Annotated in this window: 19 protein-coding genes; 11 read left to right on the top strand and 8 right to left on the bottom strand. The window is 61.6% G+C overall.

Annotated features, from left to right (window positions below; all coding sequences use genetic code 11):
* Positions 1 to 44 precede the first annotated feature (44 nt).
* Positions 45 to 950, bottom strand: a complete 906-nt coding sequence (locus EEB13_RS10240; protein ID WP_051730442.1) for an amidohydrolase family protein — start codon at positions 948 to 950, stop codon at positions 45 to 47.
* A gap of 126 nt (positions 951 to 1,076) precedes the next feature.
* On the opposite strand from EEB13_RS10240, the gene EEB13_RS10245 reads away from it, so the two are divergent.
* Together EEB13_RS10245 and EEB13_RS10250 are read left to right on the top strand one after the other, a co-directional pair.
* Positions 1,077 to 1,604 (top strand): nuclear transport factor 2 family protein, encoded by a 528-nt coding sequence (locus EEB13_RS10245; protein WP_033233253.1) that lies wholly within the window; start codon positions 1,077 to 1,079, stop codon positions 1,602 to 1,604.
* A 5-nt stretch (positions 1,605 to 1,609) separates the two neighbouring features.
* Entirely contained in the window at positions 1,610 to 2,743 is a 1,134-nt protein-coding gene (locus tag EEB13_RS10250; RefSeq protein WP_033233811.1) for an NADH:flavin oxidoreductase, read from the top strand.
* Positions 2,744 to 2,814: 71 nt separating this feature from the next.
* On the opposite strand, the gene EEB13_RS10255 is transcribed toward EEB13_RS10250, so the two are convergent.
* Positions 2,815 to 3,378, bottom strand: a complete 564-nt coding sequence (locus EEB13_RS10255) for a ribonuclease H (RefSeq protein WP_033233812.1) — start codon at positions 3,376 to 3,378, stop codon at positions 2,815 to 2,817.
* Between the two features lie 73 nt (positions 3,379 to 3,451).
* Here EEB13_RS10255 and EEB13_RS10260 point away from each other — a divergent pair, with 73 nt between their 5' ends.
* The 3 genes from EEB13_RS10260 to EEB13_RS10270 all read left to right on the top strand — a co-directional run bounded on the left by EEB13_RS10260 (position 3,452) and on the right by EEB13_RS10270 (position 5,618).
* The gene (locus EEB13_RS10260) at positions 3,452 to 4,378 is read left to right on the top strand and encodes a DNA-3-methyladenine glycosylase family protein (RefSeq protein WP_033233255.1); all 927 of its coding nucleotides are present in this window, start codon (positions 3,452 to 3,454) and stop codon (positions 4,376 to 4,378) included.
* Positions 4,379 to 4,419: 41 nt separating this feature from the next.
* A complete protein-coding gene (locus EEB13_RS10265) occupies positions 4,420 to 5,091 on the top strand; it encodes a pyridoxamine 5'-phosphate oxidase family protein (protein ID WP_095887163.1) in 672 nt (223 codons plus the stop codon).
* A 116-nt stretch (positions 5,092 to 5,207) separates the two neighbouring features.
* A complete protein-coding gene (locus EEB13_RS10270) occupies positions 5,208 to 5,618 on the top strand; it encodes a hypothetical protein (protein ID WP_033233259.1) in 411 nt (136 codons plus the stop codon).
* A 15-nt stretch (positions 5,619 to 5,633) separates the two neighbouring features.
* Here the strand turns inward: EEB13_RS10270 and EEB13_RS10275 are convergent, their stop codons facing one another.
* Genes EEB13_RS10275 through EEB13_RS10295 form a run of 5 tightly spaced genes read right to left on the bottom strand, consistent with a single transcriptional unit; the run spans position 5,634 to position 9,727 of the window.
* The gene (locus EEB13_RS10275) at positions 5,634 to 6,002 is read right to left on the bottom strand and encodes an ArsR/SmtB family transcription factor (RefSeq protein ID WP_033233260.1); all 369 of its coding nucleotides are present in this window, start codon (positions 6,000 to 6,002) and stop codon (positions 5,634 to 5,636) included.
* A 56-nt stretch (positions 6,003 to 6,058) separates the two neighbouring features.
* Positions 6,059 to 7,255, bottom strand: a complete 1,197-nt coding sequence (locus tag EEB13_RS10280; protein ID WP_033233262.1) for an acetyl-CoA C-acetyltransferase — start codon at positions 7,253 to 7,255, stop codon at positions 6,059 to 6,061.
* A gap of 38 nt (positions 7,256 to 7,293) precedes the next feature.
* Positions 7,294 to 7,746 carry a MaoC family dehydratase gene (locus EEB13_RS10285; protein ID WP_116102726.1) on the bottom strand — a complete coding sequence of 151 codons (453 nt, stop codon included), beginning with the start codon at positions 7,744 to 7,746 and terminating at the stop codon, positions 7,294 to 7,296.
* Positions 7,747 to 7,797: 51 nt separating this feature from the next.
* The gene (locus tag EEB13_RS10290) at positions 7,798 to 8,544 is read right to left on the bottom strand and encodes a GntR family transcriptional regulator (protein ID WP_033233266.1); all 747 of its coding nucleotides are present in this window, start codon (positions 8,542 to 8,544) and stop codon (positions 7,798 to 7,800) included.
* A gap of 31 nt (positions 8,545 to 8,575) precedes the next feature.
* Positions 8,576 to 9,727, bottom strand: coding sequence for an acyl-CoA dehydrogenase family protein (locus EEB13_RS10295; protein ID WP_033233268.1), 1,152 nt, complete (start codon positions 9,725 to 9,727; stop codon positions 8,576 to 8,578).
* Positions 9,728 to 9,947: 220 nt separating this feature from the next.
* Here EEB13_RS10295 and EEB13_RS10300 point away from each other — a divergent pair, with 220 nt between their 5' ends.
* The 3 genes from EEB13_RS10300 to EEB13_RS10310 are packed head-to-tail and all read left to right on the top strand — an operon-like array spanning position 9,948 to position 13,098.
* Entirely contained in the window at positions 9,948 to 10,823 is an 876-nt protein-coding gene (locus EEB13_RS10300; protein ID WP_141485162.1) for an HpcH/HpaI aldolase/citrate lyase family protein, read from the top strand.
* On the top strand, positions 10,820 to 11,848 hold the full coding sequence (locus EEB13_RS10305; RefSeq protein ID WP_141485163.1) for a MaoC family dehydratase: 1,029 nt from the start codon (positions 10,820 to 10,822) through the stop codon (positions 11,846 to 11,848). Before EEB13_RS10300 ends, EEB13_RS10305 begins: the two co-directional genes overlap by 4 nt.
* Before the next feature lie 20 nt (positions 11,849 to 11,868).
* Complete coding sequence (locus EEB13_RS10310) at positions 11,869 to 13,098, top strand: CoA transferase (RefSeq protein WP_141485164.1); 1,230 nt, start codon at positions 11,869 to 11,871, stop codon at positions 13,096 to 13,098.
* Positions 13,099 to 13,166: 68 nt separating this feature from the next.
* On the opposite strand, the gene EEB13_RS10315 is transcribed toward EEB13_RS10310, so the two are convergent.
* Positions 13,167 to 14,324: an acyl-CoA dehydrogenase family protein gene (locus EEB13_RS10315; RefSeq protein ID WP_045065007.1), complete on the bottom strand. Its 1,158-nt coding sequence runs from the start codon at positions 14,322 to 14,324 to the stop codon at positions 13,167 to 13,169.
* 297 nt (positions 14,325 to 14,621) lie between these two features.
* Between EEB13_RS10315 and EEB13_RS10320 the strand changes: the two genes are divergently transcribed.
* The 3 genes from EEB13_RS10320 to EEB13_RS10330 all read left to right on the top strand — a co-directional run bounded on the left by EEB13_RS10320 (position 14,622) and on the right by EEB13_RS10330 (position 18,039).
* Positions 14,622 to 15,959 carry an MFS transporter gene (locus tag EEB13_RS10320; protein ID WP_410055761.1) on the top strand — a complete coding sequence of 446 codons (1,338 nt, stop codon included), beginning with the start codon at positions 14,622 to 14,624 and terminating at the stop codon, positions 15,957 to 15,959.
* Between the two features lie 130 nt (positions 15,960 to 16,089).
* Positions 16,090 to 17,220 (top strand): thiolase family protein, encoded by a 1,131-nt coding sequence (locus EEB13_RS10325; RefSeq protein ID WP_141485165.1) that lies wholly within the window; start codon positions 16,090 to 16,092, stop codon positions 17,218 to 17,220.
* Between the two features lie 54 nt (positions 17,221 to 17,274).
* The gene (locus EEB13_RS10330; RefSeq protein WP_045065012.1) at positions 17,275 to 18,039 is read left to right on the top strand and encodes an SDR family NAD(P)-dependent oxidoreductase; all 765 of its coding nucleotides are present in this window, start codon (positions 17,275 to 17,277) and stop codon (positions 18,037 to 18,039) included.
* The last annotated feature ends 4 nt before the right edge of the window (positions 18,040 to 18,043 follow it).

Consider the following 18,043-nt stretch of genomic DNA (forward strand, 5'->3'; position numbering starts at 1 on the left):
GCGAAGCTCTTCACTGCGCTGAGTCGAAGTTCTTCTCGGTGAGCTCAGCTCACCGAGAAGAGCTTGGCCGCGTTGTCGTGTACGACGGCGCGCAACCACTCGTCCCCGAGATCGAACCGCGTAAGTGCTTGCAACGATTTGAGATACGGGTACGGAATGTTCGGGAAATCGCTCCCGAAGAGTATCCGGTCCTGCATGTCGATCAGGCGAGAGATATCCGACTTGGGAAAGGCACACTGCTCTTCCGTGAAGTCGGTGAACGCCATGGTGGTGTCCAGGCGCACATTCCCGTACGCCTCTGCAAGATCAAGGAATTCGCTGTACTCCGGCATACCCATGTGCGCGATGATCAGCGGCAACCTCGGGTAGCGCGCCAGCAACGACGCGATTCGATCCGGCCCGGTGAACGTACCCGGCGCCGGCCCTGAGCCACAGTGAATGACGATGGGTGTCTCGGCGTCCTCGAGTTGGCCCCACACGTTGTCGAGCAACGGATCGTTAGGGTCGTAATTGCCGACCTGGATGTGGGACTTGAAGATTCGCGCGCCCGACTCCAACGCTTTCCCGACGTACGACGCGGCCGTCTCTTCGGGATAGAACGTGGCCGTATGTAGGCAATCCGGCGTTTGGGCGGCAAACTCGACGGCCCACTGATTGAGCCACTCAGCCATCGCGTTCTTGTGCGGGTAGATCATCGAGGTAAAGGCGCGGACTCCGAATTCACGCAGCCGCTGTACGCGTTCCTCTTCCACCAGGCGATACGTGATCGGCCATGGTCGACCGATCATCGGCCCTGCCGAGTCGAAGTACCCCCACACTTTGTCCATGACACTCTTGGGCATGAAATGGGTGTGAACGTCGATCAAGCCCGGAACACCCAGCTCATCCCAAAAGTCCCGAACCGCGGCGATCTCCTCGGCCCCGGGGACCGAATCCGTATCTACGCACATAGCGAGCGCTCCTTCCGTTTGCTCGACCATACCGAGTGTTGTCGCGCTCACTGAGACAGGTGATTGACGGCAAGGCCGTACGCACTCGAATCTGAAGGCATCTTGCCGATTACTGCTGGAGGTTGCATGTCTTTGACCGAGTCCGAAGTCGCGTCACTCAGTCCTGTCGAGGAACTACTCGCAATCGAGGAAATCAAGAAGGTCTTCTCGGCTCGCCTGCGTTGCATGGACACCAAGCAGTGGCATATCTACCCGACACTGCACACCGAGGACGTCGTCAGCGAAACCTGGGGCGGCCTCCCCACGGACAAGCAACCCAAGACCGGTGACACCTCCAATCAGGTGGTCGGTATCGAGAAACTCACCAACGCCATCCGGAACATGCTCGACGGCGAGATTCCTCTCACCACGGCGCACCACGCACACACACCTGAAATCGTGTTGACCTCCCCCACCACCGCCACGGGAATCTGGGCGATGGAGGACATGCTGTGGTGGAACGACGGTGAGAAGGAATTGCACCTGCACGGCTACGGCCACTACCACGAGGAATACCGCAAAGAGAACGGTAAGTGGCTGATCAGCTACCGCACTCTCACGAGGTTGCGCGTCGATCAGGACCCCGGATTCTTCCGATTCATGAAAGCACTGTGATTGACATGACCAGTCCCCTTTTCCAGCCTTTGCGCATTCGTTCGCTCGAATTGCCCAACCGCATCGTCATGTCCCCGATGACGCGGACCTACTCCATCGAGGGCGTCCCCGGTCAGGATGTCGCCGACTACTACCGTCGACGCGCTGAGGGCGGCACCGGCCTGATCGTCACCGAAGGCGTTGCGATCGACCACGTAACTGCGGTCGACCATGCCAACGTCCCCAACCTGCATACGCCCGCCGCTCAGGCCGGCTGGCGCAAGGTCATCGACGACGTTCACGGCGCCGGCGGCAAGATCGTGCCGCAGCTCTGGCACGTCGGCCCGTTGTGGGGCGCGATGACGCAGATGGATCCTTCGCTCAAACCGATGCGCCCGTCCGGTGAGTGGGGCCCGCTCGGTGTCACCTCGTACTCTGCCGCCTACGTCGAGCGCGCTCAGGCAACAACCGACGCGATGACCGAGCAGGACATCGAAGACGTGATCGCCGCCTACGTCCGCAGTGCGAAGCACGCTGTCGAGCTCGGCTTCGACGGCATCGCCATCCACGGCGGCCACGGCTACCTACTGGATTCCTTCTTCTGGGAAGGCACCAACCGGCGCGACGACGCGTGGGGCGGCGACTTGGAGCGTCGTACCAAATTCCCCGCAGCCGTCGTTGCGGCGATCCGCGAAGCCATCGGCCCCGATCTGCCGATCATCTACCGCTTCTCCCAGCACAAGCAGCAGGATTTCACCGCGAAGATCGCGGAAACCCCGGAAGAGCTGGGCGTGATCCTGGGCGCTTTGGTCGATGCCGGGGTCGATGTGCTGGACGCCAGCATCCGACGCTTCGACGTTCCCGCCTTCGAAGGCAGCGACCTCTCGCTCGCCGGCTGGGCCAAGAAGCTGACTGGCGCCGTCACCATGGCCGTGGGCAGCGTCGGCCTGGGAAAGTCGTTGCGCGACAGTCGCATCGAAGGCGTTGCACCCGTCGTGGACAACATCCCCCAGCTCGAGGAGCGCATCGGTAGCGGAGAGTTCGATCTGATCGCGATCGGCCGCTTGCACTTGGCTGATCCGGCACTCGCCACCACCCTGCGTGCCGGCGGTCCCTTGCCGGCATTCGATCGAGCGGTGCATGAGGGCAGCTTGATCTAGGGGGCTGCGCCCCCTGTGCGCCTTTTTGGTAGTGCCCACTACCAAAAAGGCGCACAGGGCCGAAGGCCTTTTTAGAACAGTGTGAACAGATCTTCCGGTTCGACAGCCGTCGTGGACTTCTCCTTGTACGAGGAGTTCACGGCGGTTACTTCTTTTTTCACCGGCACCGGTGTCTGCGCAGCAAGTGGTACCGACTCGATGTCCCCGGAGACAATCGCACGGGCGGCTTCGCCTGCCAGCTTGTCGGCCATCTCGTTGTAGTGGTTGCCCACGTGCCCGCGGACCCAACGGAAACGCACCGGCCCGACACGATCGGTGATGGCACGGTCGATGCTCTGCACCAGTTCCAGGTTCTTGACAGCGCCGCCGCCCGCGGTTTTCCAGCCCTTGCGCTTCCAACTCGGCAGCCACTCGGATGCACATTTGATGGCGTACTGGGAGTCCGATTCGATGAGCAAAGGCTCGTCTCCGGGGTGAGCGACAACGGCCTCGAAGAGCGCCCTCAACTCGGCGATCTGGTTGGTTCCGGATGATTCGCCGCCCGACATCGACGGACCCTCGTGATTTACCCAAGCCCAGCCGATAGCTCCGCCGGGGTTGCGCAGACAGGATCCGTCGGTGCTCACGATGATCATGGCTCGGACCTTACGTTGCCCCACCGACATGTGTCTGAACGCGGGGCGACCGTTGCAGATACGCTGGCCGACGATGACGCCGAAACTCGAGGCTGCCGAAGTCACGGTGACTTCTCAGCGACCACTCGATGCCGCGCTGACGCTCAGCCCGCATCAGCGCGGACCTGGCGACCCCGCTCACAGGCGTACCCCGGACGGCGCGATCTGGCGAGTTTCCCGCCAACTTTCGGGTCCTGTGACCTACCGCATTACACAGTCGGATCGCCACACCGTCCGCGTGCAGTCGTGGGGCGTCGGCGCTACGGAGTTCCTGAGCGGAGCCGAAGCATTGCTCGGTCTCGACGACGAAGCCGACGATTTTGCTCCCGAACATCCCAAGCTGGCCGAAGCTCATCGACGCTTCCCGCATCTGCGGATCGGACGCACCGGACGCGTCATGGAGGCTCTCGTCCCCGCCATCCTCGAACAACGTGTCCACGGCGTCGACGCCTTTGCAGCGTGGCGACGTCTGCTGACCAAGTTCGGAGAACGAGCTCCCGGACCGGCGCCCGACGGAATGCGAGTTCCACTCACCGCGGATCAGTGGCGACGGATGCCGTCGTGGGAGTTTCATCGCGCGAACGTGGACCCGGCAAGATCCAAGACGATCGTGCAGTGCGCTCGGGTCGCCGATCGGCTCGAGCAAGCGTCGACCTTCTCGAGGGCGGAGGCGACGAGGCGATTGCGAGCCGTGCCCGGCGTCGGAATCTGGACGGCCGCGGAGGTGGCCCAGCGTGCATTCGGCGATTCGGACGCTCTGTCGGTGGGCGACTACCATCTCGCCGCAGTTGTCGGCTGGTCACTCCTCGGCGAACCGATCGACGACGCTCGTATGGTCGAGTACCTCGCTCCCCTGCAACCGCATCGGTATCGGGCGGTCCGGCTCCTGCAGGTCAGCGGCCAGGCCGTCAAACCGAAGTTCGGGCCGCGCACCGCAATCGCCGATCACCGTTGGCACTGAGCGCAAGATCATTGTTGGCACTGAGCGCAAGGAGAGTAATCATGTCGAGTCGATACGCACACATCGCGTTCTCACCCGCTGCTGTCGAGCGCCAGCGCGAGTCGGGCAGTTTCACGATCTACGGATCCAAACTCGATCATCCCGATACCGGCCCCATGGAATTCGACTCTCGCGCTCAGGGTTTCGTTACATCTGTCGATTCGTTCTTTCTGTCCACGGTCACTTCCGACGGTTGGCCGTACATCCAGCATCGTGGTGGTCCCCGCGGGTTTCTCCACGTGTTGGGTCCGAACCGAATCGGCTTTGCCGACCTGCCCGGAAATCAACAATTCGTGACACTCGGCAACCTCGAGACCAACAACCGCGTCTCGCTCTTTGTCGTCGACTATCCGACACGAACCCGCCTGAAAATCTACGGCCGCGCTCACGTAGTCGACGCCGATGCCGACCCCACGCTGCTGCAACAACTTCTGGAGGTTCCCGGCGGCATCATGTCGGCCAAGGCGCAGCGCTCGATAGTCATCGACGTGGAAGCATTCGATTGGAACTGCGCGCGAAACATCACTCCGCGCTACGACAAGGAACGAATGGACGAATCTCTGGCGCTTGCCCGCAGGCCACTACAGGAACAGATCGACTCACTCCAGGCGGACGTTGCCAGGCTCGCCGCCGAGAACGAAGCGCTCCGCGCTCGAGTGTCGAATAACGAATGAGACTGGGCGGTTTCAGAGGTATCGGAGCCGGGTAGCCACTTGTCACGACCCGTCGCGAGGAAGTCGACGGGTCCGCTTGTGCCCGAAAGTTCCACACAGACAGATTGGCTTTCCCCATGAAACTGTCCCGAACTCTGACCATGACCGCGATTGTCGTTGCTGCCGTCGGCGCAGGCGCCGGCACGGCTGTTGCAGCTCCGAACACCGGCTTCGATCCGTTCAACCAACCGGTAAGCACGAACAGTCCAACTGCAGCGACGCTTTTCCCCGGTAACGATGCCAAACAAGCTGCGTTCGACACCATGACGAACGAAATCAATATCGGGTGGAACAACGGCGGCTTGCAGTCGACGCTCGGCGGTGCGGCCACGGGTATCGGGATTGGGTGCTTGTCGATCTTCCCCAACTTCATCGCCGGATGCATCGTCGGCGGAGCCATCGGAACGGGTATCGGTCTGGGCAACGGCATCATGAACGGAAACCCGAATGCCGCACCGGCAGTGGAGAAATTCTTCGCCACTCCGTAGTTCAGGCGTGGTAGTTCAGTCGTGCGAGTGACCATGTGTGGGATCGTCGCCGAAGTGCGTGGCGCCGATCGAGTGAAGTAGCTGGTGAACGGTGTCGTCAGCCAATTGGTAACGCATCGAACGGCCGTCTCGCGTGGCTGTCACCCACCCCTGGCTCCGAAGCAGCCGAAGTGCATGCGAGACAGCCGTCCCGCTCATTCCCAATGCCACGGACAAGTCCGTGACACAGATCCCCGGCGCGTGATGCAGACACAGGAGAAGCCGAAGGCGATTGGCATCGGACAGCAGTTCAAACCTGTTGGACCACACAGTCACGTCCAGGCCCTCGAGCGCCGCCTGCCCGCGCCGGACATCGGCGATGTTCAAAGCGCCGCTTGACTCCATGCCCGACCGCCTCCGTAGTGCTGTTATCCCTCATACGGAGTGTACCCAGGGGACGCTCAGGCGGATTCCACCACAGCGGCCAGGCCCTGCCCGCCGCCGATACACATGGTCAGCAGCGCTTTTCCGCTACCGCGGCGACTGAGTTCATGCAGGGCTGTAGTCGTCATTCGGGCACCCGTCGCACCGACGGGATGTCCGAGTGAAATTCCGGACCCGTTGACGTTCAGCCGATCGAGGTCCTCGAAGCCCCATTCCTTCACGACGCCGAGAACCTGGCACGCAAATGCCTCGTTCAGCTCCACCAACTCGAAATCGGAGAAGCTGCCGCCGGTCCGGGCAAAGAGCTTCGATACTGCTGCGACGGGTCCGAGTCCCATCAGCGCGGGTTCACAGCCGGCGGCAGCCCAACTGTCCAGGAAGCCGATCGGTTCGAGACCCAACTCGTCCAGTCGATCTTCGGCAACCACCAACATCGCAGCCGCAGCGTCATTCTGCTGACTGGCATTTCCGGCCGTGACGACGCCACCCTTCGTGACGGTCCGCAACCGACCGAGTGTGTCCATCGACGTGTCGTCGCGAATTCCCTCGTCGCTGCGGAACTCCGTGACGTTGCCCTTACGATCGGTCAGTTCCACGGAGACGATCTCGGTGTCGAAACGGCCGGAATCTCGCGCTGCCGTCGCCTTGCGATGACTGTCCACCGCAAACTGATCAGACTGCTCGCGACTGATGTCGCAGCGTTGCGCAACATTCTCGGCGGTTTCGATCATGCCGCTGATCTTGCCGAATCGCCACTCCGGCTGTGACCGCTCACGCCCACGATCAAGCCTGTCGAACAGTTGCAGCCCACCGGCTTTGGTGCCCCACCGCGCTCCGGTGGTGTAGTGCTCGATGCCACTCATTGATTCGACACCGCCCGCGAGAACCACATCAGCAGCGCCTGTTTGAACCATCATCGCCGCGGTGATGATGGCCTGCAGGCCCGTTCCGCATCGGCGATCCGTCTGGAAACCGGCAACCGAGATGGGAAGCCCGGCCTCGAGCGCTGCCCACCGGCCGATGCACGGTGCCTCCGAATTGGCGTACGACTGCCCCATCGCAACATCGTCGATGCGGGCAGGGTCGATGCCGCTGCGACGAACCGTCTCCTTGATCACTGTGGCTGCCAAAGTCTCGGCAGGTACGTCACGCAGTGCCCCGCCGAAGCGGCCCACCCCGGTCCGAACCGGCGCAACCAGCGCTGCTCGTTTCATGATTTCCTCGAATCTTGTTCTGTAAGTGTGAGAATGAATCAGGCGACAAGCAGGCGAACCGTCTCGGCAACAAGCGCAGGCTTGGTAGCGCCCTTGATCTCGATCGTGTAGCGCACGACAATCGTCGCGCCCTTCGCAGTGCGCTCGAACGACAGAATTTCAGCGCCTGCGCGAACCGACGAACCGACCTTGACCGGCTCTGGGAAGCGAACCTTGTTGCTGCCGTAGTTGACAGTCATGGCAATGCCGTCGACGCGCATCACCTGGGCACCGAGCACAGGCAGCAGTGACAGGGTCAGGTAGCCGTGTGCAATGGTGCCGCCGTACGGACCCTGCGCGGCGCGTTCGGGATCCACGTGAATCCACTGGTGATCTTCTGTCGCGTCGGCAAACTTGTCGACTCGCTCCTGGGTGACCGGAAACCACTCGCTGTATCCGAGGTGCTCGCCTACTGCCGACTCGACGTCGTCGATTCCGTTGAATACTCGCATGGTCTCTCCTGAGAGATTTTGGGTGACAACGAGATACGACCGCGGGAACCGCTAGTGCGCGCCTCGTCGTAGCGTCACTCGATAGGTGTACTGCTCGGGCAGGAAGTAGCTGACGGACAATTCGTTGGCCAGACCGGCAGCGTTGGTATACAGGCGATCGACGCGCAACATCGCATGCCCGGGTTCACAATTCACGTCCCTGGCAACGTCAGCAGTAGCCGGTGCCACTGTAATCGACTGCGCTGCTTCGATTATCGGACTGTCCAACAGTGGCTCCAATAACCCGATCACGGTATAGGAGCTGACGGCACCTGCCAACATTTCGGGTGCGTCGACGATGTGACGGGCAACCGCTTCGGGCAGGTGCGCGGTAGTCTGCACAAAGGGAATGCCCTCGTGAAATCGGCGAAACACCACCGTATACACCACATCCGTATCCAACCGGAGCCTGCTTGCCGCTTCGATGTCCACACGCCGAACCAGTGGCGCGACGACTTCCATTGTCGTGTCCTTCGACAGGTTCATCAGGTCTTCGATGGACCCCAGATGCCGCAGATACTGGCCGGTGTTCTCCGTCACGAACGTGCCGCGACCCGGGACCCGATACACGATGCCTTCGGAAACCAGGTCGTGGAATGCTCGTCGAACCGTCTGGCGGCTCACGCCGTGCCGCGCCGCCAGTTCGGATTCGGTGGGTAGCTGAAGGCCGTCGCGGTAAGTTCCGGCGGATATCTGCTGACGAAGCTCACGGGAGAGGCGTTGATACGCCGGCTCCGTCTCTCTTTCCTTACCGCTCATAGCATTCAGATTCTACTGGCTCACCGAGTGGTCACAGACCACCGCGCGCAACCAGCTGCGCGACGATGACATTGCGCTGAATCTCGTTGGTGCCCTCGCCCACGATCATCAGTGGGGCGTCCCGGAAGTAGCGCTCTACGTCGTATTCCGTCGAATAACCGTAGCCACCGTGAATGCGGACCGCGGACAACGCAATTTCCATGGCGACCTCGGACGCATACAGCTTGGCCATTCCGGCTTCCATGTCGCACCGCTCGCCGCTGTCGTACTTCTCTGCCGCGTGCCAGGTCAATTGCCGAGCCGCGGTCAGCTTCGTCGCCATGTCCGCGAGGTAGTTACCGATCGACTGATGCTTCCAGATCGGTTTGCCGAAGCTTTCACGCTGCTGCGCGTAGGCAAGCGAATCCTCGAGTGCAGCGGTCGCAACACCGAGCGCCCGGCAAGCCACCTGGATACGGCCGGTTTCGAGGCCCTTCATCATCTGACCGAAACCCTTACCAGGCACGCCGCCGAGGATCGCGTCTTCAGAGATGCGGTAGTTGTCGAAGGACAACTCGCAGCTCTCGACGCCCTTGTAGCCGAGCTTGGGGAGATCACGGGAAACGTTGAGCCCCTCGCCCTGTTCGACCAGGACGATCGAGATACCGGCATGCCGCGGACTTGCCGAAGGATCCGTCTTGCACAACAGTGCGATCACACCGGATCGCCGCGCATTGGTGATCCAGGTCTTGGCTCCGTTGATGACCAGATCGGTACCGTCACTCTTGGCGTTGGTTGTCATCGCCTGCAGATCGGAGCCACCACCCGGTTCGGTAAGAGCCATGGTGGCTCGAATTTCACCGGTTGCCATCAGCGGCAGATACTTCAGTTTCTGTTCCTCGGTGCCGAACAGGGTGATGAGCTTGGCTACCACCGTATGGCCACCCATCGCACCCGCTAGCGTCATCCAACCTCTGGACAGCTCCTGGGTTACCTGCGCATAGCAAGGCATCGATACAGGGCATCCACCGTATTCCTCGGGAATGGCGAGGCCGTAGATCCCGATCTGCTTCATCTGGTCGATCCACTTTTCGGGATATTCGTTCGCGTGCTCCACCTCCTGCACGGAAGGCTTGACCTCGCGATCTATGAACGATCGCACCGTGTCGACCAGGAAGGTCTCTTCGTCGTTGAGCTTGAGCATGAATCCGCCTCGACATTGTTCAAAGTTTGTACGGCCATATTTAGCCATTGTTGGCCCTTTGTCAACACTTCGCCTTGACAGTCACCCGCAAATGCTGCCAGCATCGTGGGAAAACCAGTGCAATTCTGGAAATAGCCACGCAATTTCGACTGATTCACGGCAACTCACCACATTTTCAACTGGCCGTACATTTGGGCCCTGATCGAGGTAATCGACACACGTGACAAACAACGAGTACCCAACTGTCCGACGCCGCACCGCCCTGGTTGCGCCCGGCAGCGACGAGCGCAAAGCACGCAAAGCACTGAACTCGACCGCGGACGAGGTGATCCTCGATCTCGAAGACGCCGTCACCACGGCCAATAAACACGCCGCCCGCGAGCTTGTCACCGAACTCGTTCGCGAGTTCGGCGCAACCCGAACCGTGTCCGTGCGCGTCAACGGACCGACCACCCCGTGGTTCGAGGGCGACATGACCGCGTGCGGCACACTCGGCGAATCGCTGACCAGTGCGATAGTCCCGAAGGTGGAGTCTCCCGAGGAACTCCTCGAAGCGCAGCGAATTCTCGTGGCAGCAGGCGGAAACTCCGTTACCCTGCAGGCGCTTATCGAGACACCGTTGGGCGTCTCGAACGTCGACGCCGTCACCCGATCGACGACGCGCCTTCAGGCAATCGTCATCGGATACGCCGATCTCGGTGCAGCACTGGGACGCTCGCGGACCGCTCTCCCGGAGCACTGGCTGGCCGTGCAGGACAGAATTCTGATCGCCTGCCGCACTGCCGGTATCGCTGCCATCGACGGCCCCTTCCTCGGGATCACCGACGACGACGCCTTCCGCCACTCCGCGGCCTGGACCAGCGCGCTCGGATTCGACGGAAAGTGGGTTATCCACCCGGCACAGATCGATTCCGCTACTGAGGCATTCACACCATCGGACTCCGATGTCACCGACGCTCGACGCGTCCTGGGCGCACTCGAAGAAGCCGAAGCCTCCGGCGCCGGCGCAGCGCAACTCGACGGCCAGATGCTCGACGAAGCCGTCGCCGTCGCAGCACGTCGCACACTTGCCCGAGCAGAAGGAGTCAGCGTATGAGCACACAGAATGGGAGCGACCATTACGCCGCCGAGCATTATGTAGGTGGACCGTATTTCGACGAGCTCACCCACGGGCAGGTTTACGACGAAGCGCCCGCCGTAACGCTGACGAGTGGCCTCGCCGCCACCCATCAGGCCATCCTCGGCGACCGGATGCGACTTTCCCTCGACGCCCATCTCTCGACTGCAGTTACGGGAAGTGCTGCACCCGTTGCCAATCCCGGCTTGGTAACCGACATCGCGATCGGCCAGTCCACGGTGGTTACCCACCATGTGAAGGCCAACCTGTTCTACCGCGGACTGCGATTCCACCGCTTCCCACTACTCGGCGACACCCTGTACACGCGTACCGAGGTGGTAGGACTGCGCGAAAACTCGTCCAAGCCCGGCCGCGCCCCCACCGGCCTTGCGGCACTGCGGATGACGTCCACCGACCAGAACGGCAACACCGTTCTCGACTTCTACCGATGTGCGATGCTGCCACTGAGCGGCAATCCAGACGACGGGCGCACGCGGCACGACGACGATCTGTCGTCCATCGGCCCTGACGCGCTCGCCCCGTACGTGACGCCGAAAGACTGGAACCTCGACGCCTATCGAAACAAGGTTCCCGGCAAGCACTTCGAGCCGGAATTGGTCGGTTCGATCCACCGCAGCAGCGGCGACGTCGTCTCCAGCGCACCCGAGCTCGCCCGGTTGAGCCTCAACATCGCGGCGACACATCACGACGAACGCGTCGGCGCCCATGGTCGTCTTGTCTACGGTGGCCACACCATCGGTATCGCCCTCGCGCAGGCAACTCGGGCACTCCCGAACCTGGTCACCGTCCTCGGATGGCACTCATGTGATCACACCGGACCCGTCCACGAAGGCGATACACTCACCAGCGAACTCCGCGTCGAGAGCGCCACTCCACTCGAACACGGCACTGCCGTCGAGCTTCGATCACTTGTCTACTCCCACAACAGCTCTGCCACCGACACTCCCGTGCTGGACTGGCGATTCACAGCTCTGATGGCATGACCGACACGCTAAGGACCATCATGACCACCCAGAACACCTCCGCCGGCCCGTTGGCAGGACTCCGCATCATCGAGATCTCCAGCTTCGTCGCGGCTCCCCTGTGCGGGCTGACTCTCTCCCAACTCGGCGCCGAGGTCATCCGAATCGATCCCATCGGCGGCGCTTCCGATTACAACCGTTGGCCGGTGACCGACCAGGGCGAGAGCATCTACTGGACGGGTCTGAACAAGGGCAAGAAGTCACTCGCCGTGAACATGCGCTCCGAAGAGGGACAGGCATTGGTGCAACAACTGGTCACCGCACCCGGCCCCGGCAACGGCATCCTGGTCACCAACGCGGGCGGACGCGCGTGGATGAGCCACACCACCCTCGCCGCCCTGCGAGAGGACGTCATCACCCTCGAAATCCTGGGCCGCCGCGACGGCTCCCCCGGAGTCGACTACACCGTCAACGCCGGGTTGGGATTTCCGATGATGACCGGGCCTGCAGACCACGCCGGCGTCGTCAATCACGTACTCCCTGCCTGGGACATGGCCTGTGGATTGCATGCGGCACTGGCGATTACCTCCGCAGCACGCAAACGTGACAACACCGGCGAGGGTTCACAGATCACGCTCCCCCTCGAAGACGTCGCGCTCGCAACGGCGGGCACACTCGGGTACTTCACCGAGGTCCAGATCAACGGACACAGCCGCACGTCCGGCGGCAACGCGGTGTACGGAACGTACGGAATCGATTTCCTCACCAGCGACAACGAACGTTTCATGATCGTCGCGCTGACCACCCGCCATTTCCGTGACCTCACGGCCATGACCGGCACAACCGTCGCCGTCGAAGCCGTCGAAGCCGCACTGGGCGCAGATTTCACCACCGAAGCCGACAGGTACACCCACCGCGAGGTGCTCACCGCACTGTTCTCGCGATGGTTCCGCGAACACACTGGCGCCGAAGTTGCTGCAGCACTGGACAAGACATCGATCCTGTCCGAGCGCTACCGGAGTTTCGAAACGGTTGTCGAATCCGGCGAACTCGAAAAGAACCCGATGTTCACGACGCTCGAACAACCTCGTATCGGTTCCTACCTCGCCGCCGGTCATCCCGCATCATTCAACGGAACTCACTTCACGACCGGACCCGCCCCGGTGGTCGGCGAAGATTCCGTGACCGTACTGGCCGAGATCCTCGGCACGACTGCAGATCGTGCGGCCGAACTGGCAAAGAACGGCATAGTCGGCACTGCCTCACTCTGATCACCCGCATACAACTTCGGCCTCGGGATGCTTTCCGAGGCCGAAGTTGTATGCGCGCAAGGGAACTGTCAGAGGCCAAGATCTTTGGCAATGATGGTTTTCATGACTTCACTTGTACCACCGTAGATTCGCGTGACGCGTGTATCAGCGTAGAGGCGAGCGATGGGGTACTCGGTGATGTACCCGTACCCACCGTGCAACTGGAGGCATTTGTCGATTACTCGACCGGCCGCCTCGGTACAGAACAGCTTTGCCTTTGCTGCATCGGCGATGGTCAGCGTGCCACGGTCATGACACTCCAGTGCGTTGTCGGACACCAACTGGATTGCATCAACTTCGGTAGCGCACTCCGCCAGAACGAATTTGGTGTTCTGGAACGCCGCAACCGGCTTGCCGAAGACCTTGCGATCCTTGACGTAATCGATGGCAAATCGAAGTGCTGCAGTGGCCGTCGCGGCCGCACCGAAAGCAATGGTCAGTCGTTCCTGCGCCAGGTTGTGGGTCAGATAGCTGAAGCCGTCACCTTCCTCGCCGAGCCGATCCTCGACGGGCACCTGGACGTCGACAAACGACAGCTCCGCGGTGTCCGAGGTCTTGAGCCCGATCTTGTTGATCTTGCGCCCCACCGAGAAACCCGGTGACGACGTATCGACCACCAGAATCGACAATCCACTACGACGGTTCTCCGCGGTACTGGGCGCGGTCCGGCACACCACCAGAATGCGATCGGCAAGCACCCCGCCGGTGATGAACGTCTTGGCTCCGTTGAGCACATAGTGCGTACCGTCCTCGGACAGCTTGGCCGACGTCGCGATGTTCGCCAGATCCGAACCCGTTCCCGGTTCGGTCATCGCAATCGCGAACATCAGATCGCCGGATGCAAACCCGGGCAGCCACCGATTCTTCTGTTCCTCGTTTGCGTACTCGAGCAGGTACGGCAGGATCAGGTTCGTATGGACCGACTGCGAGCCGAACGACGCCCCGGCCGCGGCAACTTCCTCAGCTACGACGACATTGAACTTGAGCGAGGACTCACCGCCTCCGCCATATTCCTCCGGAACCTGAATTCCGAGTACGCCCAGCTCACCCAACCGGCGATAGAAATCACGGGGCGGGTGACCGTCTTCTTCCCATTTCTCGTGGACTGGCGTCACTTCCTTCGCGATGAAATCGCGGACGGTTGCCCGGAATGCCTCGTGATCCTCGTTGAACACGGTGCGCTGCATGTATGAACTCCAGTCGGTCAAGGGAAACGAGGGTGATCCTTTTTCTCACCTTGCCTCAATTTGCTGCGTGCGATCCAACACCCATCACCTATGTGTCCGATAGGGCATTCCAATACCCCCTGACCTGCGATACATAGGTAACCGCTATCGTTCCGATCACCGACGCGACATTGCCGAAAGTGATCCAGAACACGTTGAATAGGACTGCCGGCAACGCACACAATCGATCGCTTCGAGGCCGTGCTTCGATCACGATCGCCACCGCCTACCAACCTCGAAGGGACGCCCGTGACCAACATCGCGCAGCATCGTAACGACGTCCAACCAGAATCGTCTGTCGTCCCGGTCTTCGGCACCCGCAAGCGTGCATGGACGATGACCGGACTGGTCGTCTTCCTCTACGTCGTCAACTACGCCGACAAAGCAGTCCTCGGAATCATCGCTCAGCCGCTTGCACGTGAGCTCGGACTGAAGTCGTCGCAAATCGGCATGGTCGGCTCACTGTTCTTCCTGATGTTCTGCATCGGTGGCTTCATGGCCGGACCCCTGAACAAGTACCTGACCCTTCGTTGGGCGCTGCTGATCTTGGCGGCGATCTGGTCCGTGGTCATGCTCCCCCTCGTTCTCGGCGCAAGTCTCGCAATGCTGATCGTCTCGAGGATGCTGCTCGGACTTGCCGAAGGACCCAGTTCGGCTCTGATGCACACCGCTGCATATTCGTGGCACCCACCGGCCAAACGCGGCCTTCCCGGCGCGATGCTCGCCGGATCCGCTTCCGTCGCAAAGATCGCCCTCGCTCCCGTGCTGACGTTCATCGCCGTTCATTACGGTTGGCGCGCAGCAGTTCTCTCGCTCTCCGTTCTCGGTCTGGTGTGGATGGGTTGCTGGCTGGCCGGTTGGTCCGAAGGCCCGTACACGAGCAAGGCAGTCAAGGCGACCAAGCAAGCAGATACCGAAGTAGCATTCGAGACGACTGCAAAAGCAGTCACCGAACCGAACGTTCCGTGGCGCAAGATCCTGCTCTCCCGAACGTTTGTCAGCTGCTGCTTCCTCATCGCCGCCATCTACGCGCTGACCACCGTCGTCCTCACCTGGCTGCCGTCGTACTTCGAGGTCGGCCTCGGTTACAGTGCGATGCAAGCCGGTTCGATGTTTGCACTGCCGTCGATCGTGGGCCTGATCCTCATGATCACCTCCGGTTCCGTCACCGACAAGTTGATCGGCCGCGGTTTCACGTCTCGCACAGTTCGCATCATCGTTCCCTGTGTCGGCGTTCTGATCTGCGGATCGATTCTCCTGTTCCTCCCCCAGATCTCCGCTCCCGCCCTCGCGGTCGCCATGGTGTCGATCGGCTACGGATTCTCGGCAATCACTTTCCCACTCATCAACGCCGCGATCTCCGAACTGTGCCCGCCGCAGCAGACTGCCGGAACCATGGGATTCTTCCTCGCCATCATGTCGATCGGTGGCCTGATTGCGCCTTACGCAACGGGAGTCATCGTGGATAACGCCGCAACGGCTGCCGACGGTTATGCCCAGTCCTTCCAGGCAATCGGCATCATCGGCGTCATTGCAGCGGTTCTGGTACTCGTCTTCGCCAATCCCGACCGCGACCGAAAGCTCATTCGCGGCTGAGATCTCATAGCCATTCGCTAACAAAGCCATTCACCGAAAGACATTGCCGGGTCGCCCTTGCTCGTGATCGACTCGAAGCACGCCCCGACCGCACAGTCGCAACACCGGGCACGAACAGCAGGAGAGACACATGCGAGATGCCGTCATCGTCGACGCAGTACGTACACCGATCGGCCGACGCGGCCGCGCCCTCTCGGAGATCCATCCGGCGGATCTGTCTGCACACGTGCTGCGTGCACTCGCCGAACGGACCGGACTCGACGCGGCAACGGTCGACGACGTGATCTGGGGATGCGTCAGTCAGGTCGGCGAACAAGCCGGAAGCATCGCCCGCACAGCCGCACTCGCCGCCGGTTGGCCCGACAGCGTTCCCGGGGTCACGCTGACCCGCGCCTGCGGATCGAGCCAACAGGCAGTCTCCTTCGCCGCGGCCACCGTCATCTCCGGTCAGAACGACGTGGTCGTAGCGGGCGGCGTCGAGTCGATGTCGCGAGTGCCGATGGGAACTGCCAGCAAGAACGGTGAGCATTTTCCCGCTTCGGTACTCGAACGATTCGGCGTCGACGGATTCAGTCAAGGAACCGGCGCCGAGATGATGGCTCGCAAATGGGCACTCACACGGACGGCTCTCGACGAATACTCCCTCCGCTCACACGAACTCGCGGCGCGCGCTACCGATGCGGGTGCATTTACCGGACAGATTGCTCCGATCGCCGACTTATCTCAGGACGAAGGAATTCGGCGAGGAGGAAGCCTGGAGTCGCTCGCGAAACTGCCGGCAGCGTTCGACGCAGACGGAGTGATCCACGCCGGCAACTCTTCTCAGATTTCCGACGGAGCGGGCGCCACACTCGTCACGACCAGTGAGTACGCCCGAGCACGTGGCTGGAAGCCCCTCGTCCGTATTCACACAGCAGTTGTCGCGGCCGATGATCCTGTCATCATGCTCACCGGTCCGATTGCCGCCACGGCAAAGGCATTGGAGCGGTCAGGGTTGTCCATCGACGACATCGGCGCCTTCGAGATCAACGAGGCATTCGCGCCCGTCCCACTGGCCTGGTTGGCGGAAACCGGCGCCGCCATCGATCGTCTGAATCCGCTCGGCGGCGCGATCGCGGTCGGCCACCCGCTCGGAGGATCCGGCGCAATTCTGATGACTCGGCTCGCGCATCACATGCGCGATAACGGAATCCGTTACGGACTGCAGTCGATGTGCGAAGCCGGCGGCATGGCCAACGCGACAATTCTCGAATTGATCTGACCCGACGTCATTGTCCGGTCTACTCGTCATCCAGCAGGAAAGAAGAACTGATTTATGAAACTCGAGGGACTTTCCACCGCGATCACCGGCGGCGCTTCAGGTTTGGGCCTGGCAACCGCTCGACGACTGCTCGACGCCGGAGCACACGTCACCCTGATCGATCTGCCATCCTCCGAAGGTAAGCAGATAGCAGCCGATCTCGGGGCTGCGGCACAGTTCGTCGAGGCCGACATCACCGACAGCGAACAATTCGCGGAAGCACTCGACGCGGCGCACGAGCGTGGTGGCTTACGCGCTGTTGTCCATTGCGCCGGCGCCGGACGTCGGATGCGCATTCTCGACAAGGACGGTAAAGCCGGATCGGTCGAGGATTTCGAGTTCGTCGTCAAACTCAATCTCGTCGGTTCGTTCAACGCACTCCGTCTCGGCGCCGAGCGGATGGCAGAACTCGATGTCGTGGACGGTGAGCGCGGCGCCATCGTCATGACGGCGTCGGTCGCAGCCTTCGAAGGTCAGATCGGCCAGATCAACTACACGGCATCCAAAGCCGGGATCGTCGGTATGACCGTCACCGCTGCCCGCGATCTCGCCAGCCGAGGTATCCGCGTCAACACCATCGCGCCAGGCATCATGGACACACCATTGCTGGCACGTCTGCGCGAAGACGTGCGGGCAGGCCTCGAAGCCTCGGTTCCCAATCCGTCGCGGTTGGGTCGCCCCGACGAGTTCGGCCAGCTGGCGGTATCGATCCTCGAAAACGGCTACCTCAACGGCGAAACCATCAGACTCGACGGCGCTATCCGGATGGCACCCAGGTGACGGG

The organism is Rhodococcus sp. WS3 (genome assembly GCF_003797085.1).
Taxonomy (GTDB): domain Bacteria; phylum Actinomycetota; class Actinomycetes; order Mycobacteriales; family Mycobacteriaceae; genus Rhodococcus_F; species Rhodococcus_F globerula.